Source organism: Planococcus shenhongbingii (genome assembly GCF_030413635.1).
GTDB classification, from domain to species: domain Bacteria; phylum Bacillota; class Bacilli; order Bacillales_A; family Planococcaceae; genus Planococcus; species Planococcus shenhongbingii.
The window spans coordinates 1,125,393-1,143,386 of the sequence record NZ_CP129235.1 but is presented as its reverse complement, the minus strand read 5'-3'; the positions used below and the strand labels follow the sequence as shown (position 1 = coordinate 1,143,386).

Here is a 17,994-nt window from a genome sequence, read left to right as displayed (position 1 = left end):
GGCCCTTTTATATGGAGGAATAAACATGACATGGAGTTATGAAGTGCAAGACGACGGCATGACCGTTGAAGAGTTATTAAGAAAAGATTGGGGCCTCGGCAAAAAAGTCGTCCACGAAATGCGGATGGCGAAAAGCGTTAAGAATGATAAATTCCAGGAAATCATTTGGAAAGAACCGCTGCCAAAAGGAACTATGCTGCATTTTGACTTGCCGCCGGCGGATTCCCCTTACGAACCGAATCACGATATAGAACTACCGATTTTATTTGAAGATGACCATTTTATCATTGCCAGAAAACCAAAAGGCATGGCGACGCATCCGAACGAAATCGGGCAGACCGATACATTCATCAATGCCATCCTCGGCCATATCATTCGAGGCGGCGGAACTTACGGCGAGCACGTGCACCGGCTCGATCAAGGAACATCCGGCTTGCTGATGGTTGCCAAGCATCCGGTCGCTAAAAACGTCCTCGACCGCATGCTGGAACAAAAACAGCTGGTCCGGGATTATGAGGCAGTCGTGAAAGGCAAAGTCCATAATAAATCGGGCACAATCGACTTTCCGCTGGGCCGTGACCGCCACCACCCGACGCGCCGGCGTGTTTCCCCTACCGGCCAAAGTGCGGTGACTCATTATAAACTCTTAAAGCAGATGGAAGGCAAATCTTTGCTCCATCTGACTTTGGAAACCGGGCGCACGCACCAAATCCGTGCCCATTTGTCCCATATTGGACATCCAATCATCGGTGATGAGCTGTATGAAGGGCCATCAACGCAAGATGGTTCATATCACCTCCATGCGTTCCGCATGTCGTTCATCCATCCGTTCACCAATGAAAAAATCGTCGTTGAAGATACGGCACGCTGACAAGATAAAATGCTCCGGGAAATTTCCCGGTGCATTTTTATTTCGTTAATACCAGTCTTCTGCAATTGCCCACGATTCCTGCATTTTGCGGATGTAAATGATTTGTCCGATATGATAAGCGTTATGGGTACAAAGATTGGATAGAGCTTCCCACCAGACCGCTTCTTCCGGGAAACCCGGGATACTGCTATGGAGTTTTTCCTCACTTGTCTGCTTGATTGCTTGCTGCCACTTTCCCAAGCTTTGATCAAGGTCCGCTGCCAGTTCTCTCCAACTTTCTTCTGAGGAATCGATCAATCCTTTAAATGTGGAAGCATTGGTTTCTGGATAATCATCAGTCATCTCTCCACCGAACCGCTGAAACCAACGCTCGTTATAAAAAAGCAGATGGCTCGCGATTTGAGCGATGGTATGAGAATTTTCGTTTGGCTTCCAGCTTGCTTGTTCTTTTGTCAACCCTTCTATTGCTTTGCTTAAAGGTTTGAACCAACTGTCCGTATTGCGGCATACCGCAAGTTGGTCTAAAATAAATTCTTTTTTGCTCATAAGTGGCCTCTTTTCATTTTAATATGCAAAATATTCAGATTTATCATATCATAGTTCTACTCCGCCTTCTATCCAATATAAAAAGCCGCCAAAATTCTTGGCGGCAGTAGGTTGCATTATACAGTAATTTGATCAGGGTGCGTACCTGTACGCCAATCCTGGTTCAAGCCATCAATCATCTTCATCTCTTCCTCGGATAACATAAAGCCATAGACATCCGCATTCTCCTTGATGCGTGATGGAGTTACAGACTTCGGAATGACGATCAAATCACTTTGCAGATGCCAGCGGATCACGACTTGGGCAATCGTCTTGCCATGGGCTTCTCCAATTTTCGCCAACACTGGTTCGTCCAGTAAACGGCCACGTGCCAGCGGTGACCAGGAAGTTACAGCGATGTCATTGTCTGCACAGAATTGGCGCAGCGGCTCCTGTGTGAGCTGCGGATGCAATTCTATTTGGTTGACCATTGGTTTCATATTCGCTTTGGCCAAAATCTTCTCTAAATGGTGCTGCTGGTGATTGGATACTCCGATCGACCGCACCAATTTTTCATCATACAAACGCTGAATGGCACGGTAGGTTTCTTCGTATGTCTCTGGAATTGCCCAATGGGTCAAATACAAATCGAGATAATCAAAACCAAGCCGCTTAAGAGATGCTTCAAAAGCACGCAGCGTATTGTCATAACCTTGATCGGTGTTCCAGACTTTTGAAGTGATGAACAAGTCTTCGCGTTTAACGCGGGATGAACGGACAGCTTCCCCGACTTCTTCTTCGTTTTGATAAATCGCTGCAGTATCAATTGCCGGATAACCTGCTTCTATTGCCGCCAGCATGGCTTCCACTGCGGCTTCTTTGTCGGTCATTTTGTAAACACCAAGGCCGAAGCGCGGCATTTCTACTCCATTATGTAATGTTTTTGTCGATTTTATTGTTAAATCCATTTTCATCATCCTTTCATTTCCTATTGTACAAATATTCCTGCCATATTTCGACTTTGGGGATTATTTTTGATTAAACCTCTTGCTTTCTCACCTAAAAGCGAATAATATATTAAATGTTGTTTAAAACGTTCGTGTTTTGAAAGGGGCTTATTATATGTTTCATTTAAAAGAAAACGGCACTACTGTTAAAACCGAAGTTCTTGCCGGCATGACGACTTTTTTGACGATGGCCTATATCGTAATCGTTAATCCAGTTATTTTAAGTTCTGCAGGCGTTCCTTTTGACCAGGTTTTCCTGGCGACCATTATTGCTGCCGCAATCGGCACATTATGGATGGCATTATTCGCTAATTACCCAATTGCTATCGCTCCAGGAATGGGCTTGAATGCATATTTCACTTCATTGGTGCTTGCCTCTGATGGTGCCATTGATTACGTCACTGCTTTTTCAGCCGTGTTCGTTGCTGGTCTCATCTTTGTTGTATTATCAATGACTCGTTTGCGGAAAATATTGATTCAGGCAATTCCTGAAAACTTGAAGCATGCCATCACCGCTGGCATTGGGCTGTTCATCGCTTTTATCGGCATGCGGCTTAGTGGCTTCATTGTAGCCAATGAAGCGAACTTGGTAGGTTTGGGGGATTTGACCTCACCTCCGGTTGCGTTGACTTTGGTCGGATTGCTGATCACATTAATTTTTATGTCGCTAAACATCCATGGCGGGATTTTCTTCGGTATGATTGTAACGGGAATCATTGCTTTCTTTACGGGGCAGTTGAAATTCGAAGGTGCGCTGGTTCAGCTTCCTTCGCTTCCGGAAGGCATTATCGTCTGGAATCCGGTTGAAGCCTTCCAGATGGTCATCGAATTCGGTTTATACGGAGTCGTCTTCTCTTTCTTATTGGTCACTCTTTTTGATACAACCGGCACAATGATTGGCGTTGCTAAACAAGCAGGGCTGATGAAAAACAATGATATGCCACGCATGCGTCAAGCTTTACTGGCCGATTCTGTTGCAGCAACAGCCGGTGCGATGGTCGGAACGAGTCCGACAACCGCTTATGTAGAATCCTCTGCAGGTGTCGCCGCTGGCGGCCGGACAGGTTTGACTTCTTTGACTGTCGCCGTATTGTTTATCCTGGCCGCCTTTTTCGGGCCGCTGGTCTCTGCATTGTCAGGTGTTGCAGCGATTACCGCTCCTGCTTTGATCATTGTCGGCAGTTTGATGATCGGTGCGGTAAAACATATTGAATGGGAAGAATTCGATGAAGCCTTCCCGGCTTTCTTGATTGTCCTTGCGATGCCGCTTACTTCAAGTATCGCTACGGGTATCGCCCTTGGTTTCATCTCATATCCGCTGATGAAAATCTTCAAAGGAAAAGGAAAAACCGTTCACCCGATTTTATATGTATTTGCCGTGTTATTCACAATCCAAATCATCATTGCACCTCATTAAACAGAAAAAACCGCCATCAAGGCGGTTTTTTTATTTATTAGATTCTAGCTCTCGTTCCGGAAACGGCAGCTGAAATGATTAACACAAGTGCGGTCAGCAAGTGCATTGCCCAGCCGATCAGCGGAATCCATGCCAGTAAGCTAGTGATAATTCCGAGAATCGAACCGCTTTTCGGTGAGTATTCACGGAAACAGAAGAACAAGGTGATTGCGTGAAGAACAAACATTACACCAAGCGCTGCATAGCCTGTCGAAATGACAAGACTTCCGCCTATAAACGGAATCGCCAACGCCGCTTCTGCTAAACCGGTAATCCATAACAAAGCGATTGAAATTTTCATTTTCATCCTTTTCACCTCTTTTAAAAACTTATTTATCTTATATACGGCTAAAATCCGCTATGGTTTCGTTTTTTTAATAAAAACCTTAGAAAATTACGGACCATTGGACAGAAATTCTCCACATTTCAATTAGCAGTTATATTTCATTTTTCCCTCCATTACGCTATACTAAACACAGATGCAAATTTCAAGGAGGTCGTTACGTTTGAACTTGATCCTTATTCTGGGTATTTGTGTAGCGTTCTTGTCAGCTATCCTTACTGCTGGCTACGATGACAAACCAGGTACTTTCGAAAAGAAATAATGTAAAAGCAAAAGGACAGCCCAGCGGCTGTCCTTTTTTCATGCTGTCGAGAAACTCTTATTCTCTTTTTTCATTTCGCTCCAGGACGGACGCTTTTCGCGGGGGGCGGCCTGAGCCTCCTCGCTCGCTGGCGCTCCCTGCGGGGTCTCAGGACTCGCCCTATTCCCGCAGAAGTCGCCGCCTTCCGCTGCATTCAGCTCGCTTTCATCCCTTTTAGAGATGCTCGAAAAGAGTAACAGTTCAAGAAAACCTTCTCCTGTTTGTTCCTGCTCTCCAGATATGGAGCCAACCAGCGGAGACGCCTGCGGGATAGCGAGACCGCCGAGACCCTGCAACGCCCTTTCATGTCTCGAAGCTAGCGAAGCGATGCAGAGACAGGAGCGTAAGCGACGAAGCGGCTTGGCGCTCGCCCGCGGCAAGCGCAGCTGGTTGGCGAAATATCGGTTAAGGGAGGATCACTGATACAAATTTCAACTTTCTCAACAAGCTGACAAAAGGACAGCCCAGCGGCTGTCCTTTTGTCATGCTTCTTTTTAAGTTAATGCTGGAAAGTCCTGCTGGCGCAGTGCCTCGTACATTAGAATCGCTGCGGTATTGGACAAATTCAGCGAGCGGATATGTTCGTTCATAGGAATGCGCAGGCAATGATCCAGATTTTGTTCAATCAATTCTTTCGGCAGCCCTTTGGTTTCCTGGCCGAACACAAAGAAATGGTCCTTTTCACGATTTGAAAAATCGAACGTCGAATATGTTTTCTTCCCAAACTTCGTAATATAATAAAATTCTCCGCCGGGATAGTGATCGAATAGTTCTTGCAAAGAATCATGATACATGAGATCAACATGCTCCCAGTAATCCAATCCTGCCCGTTTCAGCATTTTGTCATCTGTTGAAAAACCGAGCGGACGGACCAAATGGAGCTTTACCCCTGTTCCTGCACATGAACGTGCAATATTTCCTGTATTTGCTGGAATCAGCGGTTGATATAAAACAATGTGTATAGCCAAATCTTTCACTTATCCTTTCATTTCTTCGGCGAAAAAAGCCAACCCTTTTTGAATTTCTGCTAATGCTTCTTCATCTTTCTCTGCGTGCTGCGCCTGCTTTAGCGCCTCCAGCCCTTCGGCCGTACCAATCTTGCCCAGTGCCCAAGCTGCTGTCCCGCGAATTACTGGCCGGTCATCTCCAGTTAGAAGTCCGATCAGCGCTGGTACAGCACTTTTTTCTTTAAAATGGGCCAGCGCCAGAATGGCATTGCGCTGAATCGGCTTTTTGCCTCTCCAGGAACCGGAGACATAGCCGAACTTCGCTTTGAATTCCCGGTTTGAAATGGTCAACAGCGGTTCCAACAGAGGTTTCGCAATTTCAGGATCCGGTTCGAATTCTTGATGGATCTGATTGGCTTTGCGCTTGTTTTTCGGACAGACCGTCTGGCATGTATCACAGCCATACAAACGATTGCCAATAACGCTGCGGAACTCATCCGGCAAAAAGCCTTTTGTCTGCGTTAAAAAAGAAATGCAGCGCTGGGCATTCAGCTGGCCGCCTTCAACAATGGCACCTGTCGGACAAACATCAATGCACAATCGGCAGTCGCCGCATTGGTCTTCTATCGGTTCATCAAAACGGAATGGAATATTGGTGATCATTTCACCCAAGTAAACATAAGAACCGAATTCCGGCGTAATAATGGACGTATTTTTGGCACTCCAGCCGATTCCCGCACGTTCCGCTACCGCACGGTCTGACAGCTCACCGGTGTCCACCATGGAACGCATGCGGGCTTCCGGGTAATGAGCGGCGATGAAAGCCTCCAGCAGCGTCAGACGCTCACGCAATGCCGCATGATAGTCTTTCCCCCATGACGACCGTGAAAAAATGCCTCGCCGAGCTCCTTTTACGCCTTGCGGTGCATCCTTCATCTTCGATGGGTAGGCAATCGCAATCGCAATAATACTAACGGCCTCATCCAGCAAAAGAGCGGGCCGTATCCGCTTTTCGATATCCGGTTCTTCGAATCCCGACTGGTAGTTTAACTGCTGCTGGCGAATCAGCCGGTGTCTTAAATTATAAAAAGGTTCCGCCGATGCAAAACCGATTTTATCAATTCCGATTTCCGAGGCATACGCAACAAGCTCTTTTTGAAATTGATCAAGATTCATGTTGTAACCTCTCATTCTTAATATATGATACGATATCCCTAATACATCATCTGAAAGGAAGATTGCAATGGAACTGTCAATCAATCCTAAAATTATTGAAATCTTACCTGACTTTAAAATAGGATTCATTCATTATAACAATATCACCGTTTCCGATTCACCTCAAATGTTAAAAGGCCGGCTTCAGCTTTTCCAGGAACAATTATATTTCGATCTCGAAGAAAAAGAGCTGACCGATTTTCCAGGCCTTCTGGAATGGCAGTTGATCTGGAAAGCTTTAGGCGCGGATCCAAGCCGTTACCGTCCTTCTGCAGAAGCGCTGTACCGCCGCATCAAAAAACAAAATTACTTGAAACCGATCCATTCTGCTGTTGATATGAACAGTTTCTTGTCGCTGCAATACGAAATTCCGCTGGGCTTATATGATGCCGACAATATTGAAGGCAATGTCGAAATTGCGCTTGGCACCTCCAGTGATCAATTTGAAGGGTTGAATAACCGAGTGAATACCTTAACGAATATTCTTGTTTCGAAAGACAAACAAGGTGCTTTTGGCAGCCCATATGTCGACTCCAAGCGGACGGCAGTGACGGAAGCTACTCGAAACGCATTACATATCTTTTATTTGCGGCCATCGATGGAGAAGGATGTGGCGCTGCAGCTGTTGACCGCTGCTTCTAATATGTTTATAGGGATTAATAGCGGAGAAGCCGAGATTCAAGTGGTTTGAAGTCCTAAGCATATTCTTTTCTATTTGAGGCAAGATGCAGTAGAATCTTGTTAATCTGAGAGAAAAAGAGGGTCTTCAAGTGAAACGAGTGCATAGTGATATTATCCAATTCCGGGGAAGCCATTATGATTTCGGATTTATGCAAGGGGAAGGGCTGAAAGATTCAATTCTTTTGCCGAACCGCCGCAAACAAAGAAATTCAACAAGCAAAAGCTTATTGATAAATGAACAGCAAACGAAGCAGTTGCTATTGGCTTTTGCACCCAGAGTTTGGGAAGAAATCAACGGATTGGCCGATAGCCTCAAATGGAATATGCATGATGCAATCCGGGAATTCGGCGGTTATTATTTGGAATATGTGCGCAGCGGCTGTTCCATTTTCACCGGTTCCGATTTTATGATCCGCAATTACGACAGTGCGCCGCAAGGCTATGAAGGCCGTTTTGCTCTATATCAGCCGACAGATGGCGGCTATGCAACAATCGGCCCGACGATGCAAATCACTGGGCGGACTGATGGGCTGAACGAAAAAGGCTTGTCGATGGGCTATAACTTCATCAACCGCAGAAACTCAGAAGACGGCTTTATCTGCAACATGATTGGTCGGCTGATTTTAGAGAATTGTGCTTCAATTGATGAAGCAATTGCTTTGCTGAATGAAATTCCCCACCGCCGTTCATTCAGCTATGTACTTCTTGACCGCAAAGGAAAATCAGTTGTTGTGGAAGCTTCACCACGCTCAGTGATGGTCCGTGAATCAGCGGTTTCCACCAATCATTTCGAATTGCTGACGGAAGAAAACCGCTATCAGACAGATGATTCCCGCCGACGCGAAGAGACCATGCTCGCATATCAGAATATGGCGGATGCCTACAGCGCTTTCCGCTTGCTCAATGATTCCGATCAAGGCGTCTTTTCCAAAAAATACTCTACTGCTTCAGGCACTTTGCATACCGCATCTTATTTCCCGCACAGCCTGGAAGTCGGATTTGCGATTGGTCCCGACCGGCTCCCTCTGATGTTTGATTTTGAACGCTGGCTTCAAGGTGAGCGGCTATTCGCCAAAAAAGTAAATGGAAAAATCGATACACACCTGCCATTTGTCCATATGGCTGAAATGTAAAAGGGGTTGTCCAATAAGTCTATTATTAGACTTATTGGACAACCCCTTGCTTCTAATAAAGCGTAGGTTAATACTATTGCTCCTGCATCGCTGCGCTAGCTTCGTCGCAAAGGAGTTGTCCCAAATTACTTTTGGGACAACTCCTTTTTCACTTATAAGCGTAGTTCTTTTCCATATGAGCAAAACCAATGTCCGTATCGATTTCTCCATAAATTTTATCAGCCGCCAGATTTTCCCCTTGAAGCCATTCCCCAAAGTCAAAAACAGCTGGTTCTTGATTGCCTCCGATTGAAAACCACATCTGCTTGTCCTTCGGCAAATAAACAGATGTATGGATTGTGCCGGCCCAGCTTTTATAATCGGATGAAAACACGCCTTTCTCCGGATCATTAAAGAGACGGTAAGTTTTATAGGCATCTGTCGTCTCTTCAGGCTGTGCCTCGATTGCTTCAAGCCGCTGATAAGAATCTTTTAAGTAATTGCGGTTTTCATGGGTCTGGATTTTAAAATGATTGGTGCAGACATTTGTTTTCCTTACTTCAACCGCTCTCGGACTGGCTTCAATGACGAACGTCTCGCCGCTGATATCCGTGACAACATAACTGAAGGAGCCGCGATGAGGAATTTCTTTCACTAACTCCACTGTTTCCTGCACCGTCGCGCATGTTTCCAAAATGATGCGGCCAATCATATAACAGACAAAACCATCGCCCGGCTTTTTGCGATGGGTAAAATTATAGCCCATTGCGAGGCCTTTTTCATTCATGCCATCCATGCGCCCTGTAATCCGCGATGTCGGTCCAATAATGGCATAACCGCCGTCGGTCGGCTGAAACAGGCTGAAACGTCCTTCGTAGGTTTGCGGATGGAAATCATAGTTGCGCACCATGAAGCCGTCCCCTGTAACAATCGAACAGCCTGAAGGCATCGCATCAATCCGATAGCCTCCAAAATCGCGCACAATCTCTTCCATCGGCAATTCCAGGCTGTCACGCAAACCCTTCAACTCTTGCCAAATCCCTGGAGCAAAACGTTCGAAAGCGTTTTTCGTTTCTTCTACATCGATTTGAAACCTCGGCCGTTTCACTTTCCACTGTTTTCTCCGGTTTTCAAGCGTGATCGAATCTTTTAAAAGCTGCCCCTGCTTCCACCCAAAATCATAATGAGTTCCTCTAAATTGTAGGATATCGCTATGTATCTGTTTCATGAATGCCCTCCTCTGTATGCACTATTGTAGAGTATTTATGATATTCAGTTATTATAACAATTAAGTACAGCGTGATGACAGAAATACGGTTTGAGAGGAGTGGGCACATGCCTCGCTTAAAAATGCTGATTGGCCTTCCGGGCAGCGGAAAGTCGACTTATGCAAGAAGAATGGTTAAAACTGAACCTGGCTGGGTGCATTTGTCATCAGATCAAATCGCCCATGGAAAATTTGAAATTGGGCAGCCCATCCATCATCGCGAAGTTTTTGAAGAAATGTATCAGCAGACTGTTTTTTCCCTTAAAGCTGGCCATGATGTTATTTACGATGCCACCAACTTAGCTTCTTCAAAAAGGAAGAATTTCCTGAACCGGATCCAAAAACTTGAAGCCCGAACAGAAGCGGTCATGTTCTGGACGCCTTACGAAATCCTGAAACAACGAAATCAGAAGCGAACTGACCGGGAGCGGGTGCCTGAAGCGATTCTCGAACGCTATATCCGTTCTTTTGAATTTCCAAGAAAAGATGAGAAGTTCAATAAAGTCAGCATCCTATCCGATTTCAAGACCTCCTTGGCGCTACAAAATATCCAGCCAATCCGGCACCTCATGCAGAAAGAAGCCGCTTCTTTTGAAGAAATCCTGGCATTGTATGCAACGTTCAAAGAAACCAAAGCCCTTAGCAACCAAGAAGAAATGAGCAAAATTATTAACTGCATGTATACACTGTTTAAACAAATCCACCTTGAAGCCTTGGACCCTAAAGAACGGGAACTTTTGTCGTGGGCGGCACTGCTCCATGACATCGGTAAACCTTACGTGCGAAAACATTTGCCTCTTGAAAAAGATAATTTTTATGGTCACGAACATGTTTCGATGTATCTTGCCTATCCAATCCTTTCTTCCCTTCAATACGCAGAGCCGTTTATCTTCGACGTGCTCCTGCTGATTGATGAACATAGATTGGCGTTGACGATGAAAAGCGGAAAAATAAGACGGAGAATCGGTGAAGAGAATTATGCACGGCTGCAGTTTCTATTGGAAAAGTTGGAAAATGCAATAGAGTAAAACTGGAGCACCATGTACCGGTTTATACTCTATTGGCTTAAATCCTGTTTTCAAAGTGAATGAATCCGTTTCTAAAAAACGGCTTGAATTTCATTAGTTCCATATGTTTAAAACCTGTTAATAGTGAACGGGCTAATATCCAGTGCAGATTGACGATTTCCAGTTGCCAATTCACTTAGAATTTCTCCAACTGCACTGCTGAATTTAAATCCATGGCCGGAGAAACCACAGGCAAGAATGACATGTTCATAATCAGGGTGCTTATCAATAATAAAATCCTCATCCGGTGTATTTGTATAAGTACATGGCTGACCCGAAACATGTTGCCCGACCTTTGACATATATCGATTAGCAAAACGGCTGACATCTTGTTGATCTTGTGGATGAGCTCCAAATTCCTCTGGCGGTTTGCGCATATCCCGCGGACGCCCTCCATCATGCCGCCCGATTTTAACGCCTGCTCCGTTGATGCTCGGAAAACCGTAATACATTTCTGTAGGCAGTTCAAAAGTGAAAGCTGGAAAACGATTAGCAGGATAAATGCTTTCGTCTGTTTCAAACCATGAAAATGTATTTCTTAGCTCCTGCAGCGGCAATTCTAAACCGATCAAGGGCAGCAGCTTTCTGGCTGCAGCACCTGGTGTGAGAATTAGCGAATCTGCTGTAAAACTCTCATCTGCTGTCGCCACCTGCACATGTTCATCAAAAATGGAAATTGAAGTGACAGCGGCATGAGCTTTTAAGACAGCCCCATGTTTTATTGCCTCTTTTTTGAATGCTCTTATGCAGTTTTCACTCATCAAGACACCGGAATCCAATTCATAGCAGCCAATATAGCCTTCTGGCACCTGAAAGCCTTCCCATCTTTGATTGATCTCCTCCGCTGATAATTGCTCAACGTTCAGCGAATATTTTTCTGCACTCTTGATGACATTTTGAATGAACCTGGAATCTGGTTGAGCAATATTTATGACTCCCGTATTTATAAATAGTTCTTCATCTGACAGTTCTTGAAGCTCATTCCATAATGCCTGGGCTCTTAAAGCCATCGCCACATAGCTTTCGCCTTCCCCATAAGCATGCCGAATGATGCGGGTTTCTCCATGATGCGACCCTTCTGTGTGCGGCGGGTCATAAGAGTCCAGCAAAAGGATCCGCTTCCCTTTTTTCGCCAAGTAATATCCGGCTGCCATACCCATTGAGCCAGCTCCTACTATGATTACGTCATAATCCATCTAATGACCTCCTGCAATTAATTTCTTCTATCAATACTATATATGCAAAAAAAGAGATTTTCTTTTGACAAAGTCCCTTCGGCTCCTTAATGATAATTTGAAATTTCGATAAGATTTCCATCAGGATCTCTTATGTAGACGGAGGTGATTGAAGCTGTTGCTCCCGTCCTTTTAACCGGCCCTTCTTCGATTTCGACTTGGCAATTTCTCAAATACAAAATAACTTCAGGGATAGATGTATCGGTTATCAAACAAAGATCAGCACTGCCAGGCATAGGAGTTTTAGCTTTCGGCTCAAATTCCTTTCCTGCTTCATGAAGATTGATTTTCTGATTTCCAAACTTTAACGCCTTTCTATTATCTCCAAATGCATTGATTTCCATCCCCAAAATACGATGATAAAACTCACAAGTGTCTTCAATGCTTGCTACTGTTAAAACCAAATGATCAAGCCGATTGATTTTCATTTTCCACATCCTCTTTTAAGTGTTCTTCACCAGGTATTATTGCTTCAACCTCTACTGCTTGCTTTCCTGTTAAAGCTGATAAAACAATAGGATAAAACTCTTTCAACTTATGTGGTTCAGATCTTTCAGTTCTTATGAGGATGGCTTAAAAAATTTGCGGACCACCCATTTTTCCAGTTCTACAGTTACAAACACACTGGTGCCGATAAGCAGAGGCCAAGTCCAATATTCCAGTGCAAGTGGTGCGGTACCCAATAATACATTCATAAAGGGAACGTACGTGACCGCCAGCTGGACAGCTATTAAAATGCCGGATACCAAAAAGGCGGCTTTATTCGAAAAGAAATCCCGGTTTAACGCAAAGCCCTTTTCACTTCTGCAATTGAATAAATAAAGCAATTGAGAAATCACCAGCGCTTGCAGCGCCATTGTATGAAGGATGGCTGCGCCATAGTTTTCCTCCCTCACTTCAGACAACATAAACAATATCCCGCCGCAGATTACAACAGAAACAAAAGCGATGCGAAAAAGGTAATAAGGGCTCAGCAGCTTCGTATCCGGCTTTCTGGGCGGCCTTTCCATTGCACCGGCCTCCAGCTTTTCAAAAGCGATTGCCATGGAAATCGTGACAGCTGAAATCATATTGACCCATAGAATCTGCACGGGAGTCAATGGCATCACTGTTCCGAACAAGATGCTGACAAAAATCAAAAAACCTTCCGCCACATTAGTCGGCAAGATAAACAAAATCGTTTTCTTCAAGTTGTCGTAAACACGCCTGCCTTCTTTAACCGCTTTGACAATCGTATTAAAATTATCATCCACCAAAACCATCTCCGCTGCCTCTTTTGATACTTCCGTCCCTTTAATGCCCATCGCCACACCAATATCCGCCCGTTTCAAAGCGGGGGCATCATTTACTCCATCTCCAGTCATCGCGCAAATATGTCCCTCCGCTTGAAGTGCCCTTACCAATTGGAATTTGTTGTCCGGGCTTGTCCGGGCAAAAATATCATATTTTAAAGCAGCCTCTGCCAATTCCTCATCGTCCATGCTGTCCAAGTCTTTGCCTTCCAATACCAGACCATTGCTTCCAATGCCCATTTTAGCGCCAATTGCCAACGCCGTATCCTTATGGTCGCCTGTAATCATTTTGACTTGGATTCCCGCTTTTTTGCATTGCTGGATAGAGTCGATCACTTCTTCACGCGGCGGATCGATAATTCCCGCCAGGCCGATTATTTCAAAGCCGCTTTCCATGTCGCTATGGTCTATGCTCCTGGCCGAAAAATCAACCGATTTTACAGCTGCTGCTATTAGCCGTTCTCCTTTTTTCGCATGTTCCTGTATTTTCTTTTGCCACATCGCCAATTGATCAGACTTTGTTTCTAATTCTGCCATGTCAAAGATTGGTTCGGGAGCCCCTTTCACGAAAATGAATTTTTCCCCTTCGATTTCCACAAGCGACGCCATATATTTATACGACGAATCAAAAGGAATCTTAGAGAGGCTTTTCAATTTATCGACCCTTTCATCCGCTTTTTCTGCCAATGTGACAAAACAGCCCTCTGTCGCATCTCCACTGATGACCCACTGACCTTGTTCGTCGCGTCTCAAGTCTGCTTCGTTGACTGTTTTAACACAATCCAGGAATCGCTTGAGTTCCGGAAACTCTGAAGGCCTGGCTTCTTGCTGATTCACTAAAATGGAGCCTTCTGGAGAATAGCCTGTGCCTGTTACTTCGAAGTCTTCATCTTTCAGTAAAATTGATGTGACGGTCATTTCATTTTTAGTCAGCGTCCCGGTTTTATCTGAACAAATAACAGACACTGCACCAAGTGTTTCAACAGAAGGCAAACTGCGGACGATGGCATTTTCTCCTGCCATTCTTTGCACACCAATTGCCAGGATGATGGACAAGACAGCAGGAAGCCCTTCAGGAATCGCCGCTACTGTTAAACCGATAATAGACAATAGCAGCTCTGCCGTTCCATAATCATGGAAGACGTAGCCAATAAGAAACATCACAACCGCACTTATCAAGATAATAGCAGAAATGACTTTTCCAAATTCTGAAATCTGTCTGAGCAATGGAGTTTGCAACTGGTCCACGGCAGAAATAGAAGCGTTGATTTTTCCCAATTCCGTATTACTGCCAATTTCAACTACTATTCCAAGGCCAGATCCTGAAGAAATAGAGGTGCCTGCATATACCATGTTCTGCCGGTCGGCCAGAACTGCCTCTTTTGGCAAAGCCGCCCTGCTTTTCTCTATCGCTTCCGATTCACCCGTTAAAGACGATTCTTCTACATTCAGATTAACTGCTTCGAAAATACGAATATCTGCAGGAATTTTATCTCCAGCACTTAAGACAACGATATCTCCTGACACCAGATCCGAAGAACGGATAGCCGCTCTCGTCCCGTTCCGGACCACCGTCGCTTTTAAGGACAGCATTTCCCGTATGCCCTCCAATGCTTTTTCTGCTTTGCTTTCCTGGATAAACCCGATTGCCGCGTTGATCACAATTACCAGCAAAATGACTAATGTATCAATATAATGCCCCAATAGAATGGTAATGATCGCGGCTCCCATCAATACGTAAATCAGTACATCTTTAAAATGTTTGATAAAACGCAAAATGGCTGATTCCTTTTCGGGTTCCGGCAGCACATTCAATCCCCATTGTCTGCTTCTATTTGCCGCTTCTTCTTCTGTCAAACCTCTGTTTACATCTGTCTGCAGCACTTCCATAACTTCCTGTACAGTGAGTTGATGCCAGTTTGTTGTTGGCATGAAGCCGCCCCTCTCAGCCTATTTATTTCAACTAATCCAACCGGTTGATACTTAACTTTTCACATCCCCTTTTGGCTCTTCTTTTCCTATGGTTAATACTTCAACTTATTCCGCCTGCATTCCTCTCAAAAGGGGTGAAGTAACAGAACAAATTCTTATTCTTCATGTTTCGGCCTTTGCTTCTTTCTTTTATTGGCAGCCTGCATTCTCTTTCAGCAAAAGAAATTAGTTAAACAAAGACCCATTAGAAGTATTATATATCAATTAAATTATTCAGATTATTTTATACAATTGTATTGCATTTTACAGCATCAGGTATATAATGTAGGTGAAAATAACATTAAATATTTAATACATATATCAAATATTCATCAAGGAGGAAGTACAATGAAAAGGCTTCTCGTTGCCCTCATGGTCACTTTTCTCAGCCTGTCTGCCATGTCTACAGTCAGTGCCCATCCACACCACGATGACGATGACGACGATTACAAGTACAGTGTTCGGAAGGAGTTAGCCATCAGCAAAAAGGCACTTAAGAAGTATCGGGACATTGAAGTCGCACTCGATGAAGGATTCACCGGATTAGTACCTGGAGCTTGCGTGCCGAAAATGGGGATTCACTTGGTTAAACCGAGCCGGGCAGATGATGCGAAACTTGACATTAGAAAACCTGAAATTTTGGTTTATGAGCCACTGAAAGATGGAAGCTATAAGTTAGTCGCAGCTGAATGGTATGTGCCGGATGAAAAAACTGATAAAACGCCAAAATTATTCAACCAGAAATTCCAGGGACCAATGAAAAACCACGATGGTTCTAAAGGTAAGCATTATGACTTGCATGCATGGCTCTTTAAAAAGAATCCGGACGGAATGTTTACACCGGAGAACAAGCTTGTAAGCTGTAAATTCGCTAAATGACTGGGCAAAAATGAATAACAAAAAAGCCAGTGCAGAAGTGATTCTTCTGAACTGGCTTTTGTATTTGAATAACTGTTTTTAATTAAATTTTTTGCTGTCAATTGCGATGATGATATTCACAGATTTCATTCTACCTTATTCGCGCGGTTTTCCCAGCTCTTTTTGCAAAAATCGGATCTCCTTCTGCATAGTAGCATACCCTTTTATTTCGAGAGTCTCGGCTTACTTTGGCGAAACGCTTCGCTTTGCTGCATTTGCCATGGTTTCAAATTCAAAAAAGCGGCAACTGCCCAAGAATAAGAGGCACTGAACATCCCTAAATAAGTAACCAGGGACAAGCACGGGACTACCGAAAAGATTTTCTTTGCCCGCTGCGCATAGGGGATGTTAAACACGTATAGATAGGTAAAGTCCTTCAATCCTGCAATTAACCCTTATTGCAGATTGTCATAGGCCAATACGTTCATCATCGGCAAAGCCGCTGCTCTCCCGCACTAACTGCTTTTAACCAAGGAAATAATAGCTGATGTCTTTATGAAAGTCAAAAAAAGCCAATGCTCTGAAGATCTCAGAACATTGGCTTTCTTAAGTCACCGCTTGGCATGGCGATGATAATGATACCGGCGGTCGGGGTCGAACCGACACTCCGGTGAAGGAACGGGATTTTGAGTCCCGCGCGTCTGCCAATTCCGCCACGCCGGCATGTCAAAAAGGACATTAATAAATATAACATAAATTAGTTGAAACGCCAATAGTTTTTCGCGATAGTATTAATAAAAAAAGAACTTTGAATTTCAAAGTTCTTTTTTCATTACCTTATAGGAAAATATTAAGAATAAAGTAAAAACCTCCAGCCAACAGCGCAGAAATTGGCATGGTGATGATCCATGTAAACAACATCGTTTGCGCTGTTCCCCACTTTACGCCTTTCAGCCGGTGAGCAGCCCCTACACCCATAATGGATGAAGAAATGACGTGCGTAGTACTGACTGGCAAATGAATGAATGTAGCCCCGAAGATTACCGCAGCCCCTGTAATGTCAGCTGCTACACCATTGACAGGACGGATTTTCATGATCTTTCCGCCAACTGTTTTGATGATTCTCCAACCGCCTACAGAAGTTCCCAAAGCCATCGCAAGCGCACATACAAACTGCACCCAGAATTGAATGTCATCTGAAGACTGATAACCATTTACAATCAAAGCCATTGTAATGATCCCCATTGCTTTTTGGGCATCGTTTGTACCGTGTGAAAATGATTGCAATGCCGCAGTCGCAATTTGAACAAGGCGGAAATTCCGATTTGTTTTGGTAAGGTTGTGATTTCTAAACACTACTTTAAAGATGCTGTAGACAATATAACCCGCAACAAAAGCCAGAATCGGCGAAAAGATCAATGCTTGAAGAATCTTTAAAAATCCTCCATAATTCAAAGCTGCAAAGCCTGCTGCGGCGATAGCTGCACCAGCAATAGAACCGATTAAGGCATGGGAGGAACTGCTTGGAATCCCGTAATACCAGGTAATCAAGTTCCATGCGATGGCAGCTAGCAAAGCTGCAAGAATCACAACTGATCCGTTAGTTAAAGTGAACGGATCCACAATATCTTTCGTAATTGTTTTAGCAACACCTGTAAATGCCATAGCTCCTACAAAGTTCATGATAGCAGCCAATAAAATGGCATGGCGCGGTTTCAATGCTTTCGTAGACACCGAAGTAGCGATTGAGTTGGCTGTATCATGAAATCCGTTTATGAAGTCAAAAATTACAGCAAAAACGACAATTAATACCGTTAAAAGCAGAACCATATCCATGAGTCATCTT

At 44.3% G+C, this 17,994-nt stretch carries 16 protein-coding genes and 1 tRNA gene; 6 read left to right on the top strand and 11 right to left on the bottom strand.

The features are described 5' to 3' along the window. Positions 1 to 25: 25 nt before the first annotated feature. A complete protein-coding gene (locus QWY16_RS05655; protein WP_300991954.1) occupies positions 26 to 871 on the top strand; it encodes an RluA family pseudouridine synthase in 846 nt (281 codons plus the stop codon). 45 nt (positions 872 to 916) lie between these two features. Here the strand turns inward: QWY16_RS05655 and QWY16_RS05650 are convergent, their stop codons facing one another. Both QWY16_RS05650 and QWY16_RS05645 read right to left on the bottom strand, forming a co-directional pair. Next, entirely contained in the window at positions 917 to 1,417 is a 501-nt protein-coding gene (locus QWY16_RS05650) for a DinB family protein (protein ID WP_300991953.1), read from the bottom strand. Positions 1,418 to 1,533: 116 nt separating this feature from the next. After that, positions 1,534 to 2,364 carry an aldo/keto reductase gene (locus QWY16_RS05645; RefSeq protein ID WP_300991952.1) on the bottom strand — a complete coding sequence of 277 codons (831 nt, stop codon included), beginning with the start codon at positions 2,362 to 2,364 and terminating at the stop codon, positions 1,534 to 1,536. Between the two features lie 154 nt (positions 2,365 to 2,518). On the opposite strand from QWY16_RS05645, the gene QWY16_RS05640 reads away from it, so the two are divergent. Further along, on the top strand, positions 2,519 to 3,820 hold the full coding sequence (locus tag QWY16_RS05640; protein ID WP_300991950.1) for an NCS2 family permease: 1,302 nt from the start codon (positions 2,519 to 2,521) through the stop codon (positions 3,818 to 3,820). A 37-nt stretch (positions 3,821 to 3,857) separates the two neighbouring features. Here QWY16_RS05640 and QWY16_RS05635 read toward each other — a convergent pair whose 3' ends face one another. From QWY16_RS05635 to queG, 3 genes are all read right to left on the bottom strand, one after another. After that, on the bottom strand, positions 3,858 to 4,160 hold the full coding sequence (locus QWY16_RS05635) for a hypothetical protein (RefSeq protein WP_300993310.1): 303 nt from the start codon (positions 4,158 to 4,160) through the stop codon (positions 3,858 to 3,860). A gap of 837 nt (positions 4,161 to 4,997) precedes the next feature. Further along, entirely contained in the window at positions 4,998 to 5,471 is a 474-nt protein-coding gene (gene trmL, locus QWY16_RS05630; protein ID WP_300991949.1) for a tRNA (uridine(34)/cytosine(34)/5-carboxymethylaminomethyluridine(34)-2'-O)-methyltransferase TrmL, read from the bottom strand. Between the two features lie 9 nt (positions 5,472 to 5,480). Next, positions 5,481 to 6,626: a tRNA epoxyqueuosine(34) reductase QueG gene (queG, locus tag QWY16_RS05625; RefSeq protein WP_300991947.1), complete on the bottom strand. Its 1,146-nt coding sequence runs from the start codon at positions 6,624 to 6,626 to the stop codon at positions 5,481 to 5,483. 67 nt (positions 6,627 to 6,693) lie between these two features. On the opposite strand from queG, the gene QWY16_RS05620 reads away from it, so the two are divergent. Together QWY16_RS05620 and QWY16_RS05615 are read left to right on the top strand one after the other, a co-directional pair. Further along, a complete protein-coding gene (locus QWY16_RS05620) occupies positions 6,694 to 7,356 on the top strand; it encodes a B3/B4 domain-containing protein (RefSeq protein WP_300991945.1) in 663 nt (220 codons plus the stop codon). A 79-nt stretch (positions 7,357 to 7,435) separates the two neighbouring features. Further along, complete coding sequence (locus QWY16_RS05615) at positions 7,436 to 8,479, top strand: C45 family autoproteolytic acyltransferase/hydrolase (protein ID WP_300991944.1); 1,044 nt, start codon at positions 7,436 to 7,438, stop codon at positions 8,477 to 8,479. Between the two features lie 148 nt (positions 8,480 to 8,627). Here the strand turns inward: QWY16_RS05615 and QWY16_RS05610 are convergent, their stop codons facing one another. Next, positions 8,628 to 9,686 (bottom strand): C45 family autoproteolytic acyltransferase/hydrolase, encoded by a 1,059-nt coding sequence (locus QWY16_RS05610; protein WP_300991943.1) that lies wholly within the window; start codon positions 9,684 to 9,686, stop codon positions 8,628 to 8,630. A gap of 107 nt (positions 9,687 to 9,793) precedes the next feature. Here QWY16_RS05610 and QWY16_RS05605 point away from each other — a divergent pair, with 107 nt between their 5' ends. After that, the gene (locus QWY16_RS05605) at positions 9,794 to 10,753 is read left to right on the top strand and encodes an AAA family ATPase (protein WP_300991942.1); all 960 of its coding nucleotides are present in this window, start codon (positions 9,794 to 9,796) and stop codon (positions 10,751 to 10,753) included. 107 nt (positions 10,754 to 10,860) lie between these two features. Here QWY16_RS05605 and solA read toward each other — a convergent pair whose 3' ends face one another. The 3 genes from solA to QWY16_RS05590 all read right to left on the bottom strand — a co-directional run bounded on the left by solA (position 10,861) and on the right by QWY16_RS05590 (position 15,251). Continuing rightward, positions 10,861 to 11,988 carry an N-methyl-L-tryptophan oxidase gene (solA, locus tag QWY16_RS05600; protein WP_300991940.1) on the bottom strand — a complete coding sequence of 376 codons (1,128 nt, stop codon included), beginning with the start codon at positions 11,986 to 11,988 and terminating at the stop codon, positions 10,861 to 10,863. An 86-nt stretch (positions 11,989 to 12,074) separates the two neighbouring features. Then, entirely contained in the window at positions 12,075 to 12,455 is a 381-nt protein-coding gene (locus QWY16_RS05595; RefSeq protein ID WP_300991939.1) for a VOC family protein, read from the bottom strand. Positions 12,456 to 12,587: 132 nt separating this feature from the next. Further along, a complete protein-coding gene (locus tag QWY16_RS05590; RefSeq protein WP_300991937.1) occupies positions 12,588 to 15,251 on the bottom strand; it encodes a cation-transporting P-type ATPase in 2,664 nt (887 codons plus the stop codon). 387 nt (positions 15,252 to 15,638) lie between these two features. Between QWY16_RS05590 and QWY16_RS05585 the strand changes: the two genes are divergently transcribed. Further along, complete coding sequence (locus QWY16_RS05585; protein ID WP_300991936.1) at positions 15,639 to 16,169, top strand: hypothetical protein; 531 nt, start codon at positions 15,639 to 15,641, stop codon at positions 16,167 to 16,169. 618 nt (positions 16,170 to 16,787) lie between these two features. On the opposite strand, the gene QWY16_RS05580 is transcribed toward QWY16_RS05585, so the two are convergent. Both QWY16_RS05580 and QWY16_RS05575 read right to left on the bottom strand, forming a co-directional pair. Then, positions 16,788 to 16,871, bottom strand: a tRNA-Leu gene (locus QWY16_RS05580). 114 nt (positions 16,872 to 16,985) lie between these two features. Then, complete coding sequence (locus tag QWY16_RS05575; protein ID WP_300991935.1) at positions 16,986 to 17,984, bottom strand: inorganic phosphate transporter; 999 nt, start codon at positions 17,982 to 17,984, stop codon at positions 16,986 to 16,988. Positions 17,985 to 17,994 lie beyond the last annotated feature (10 nt).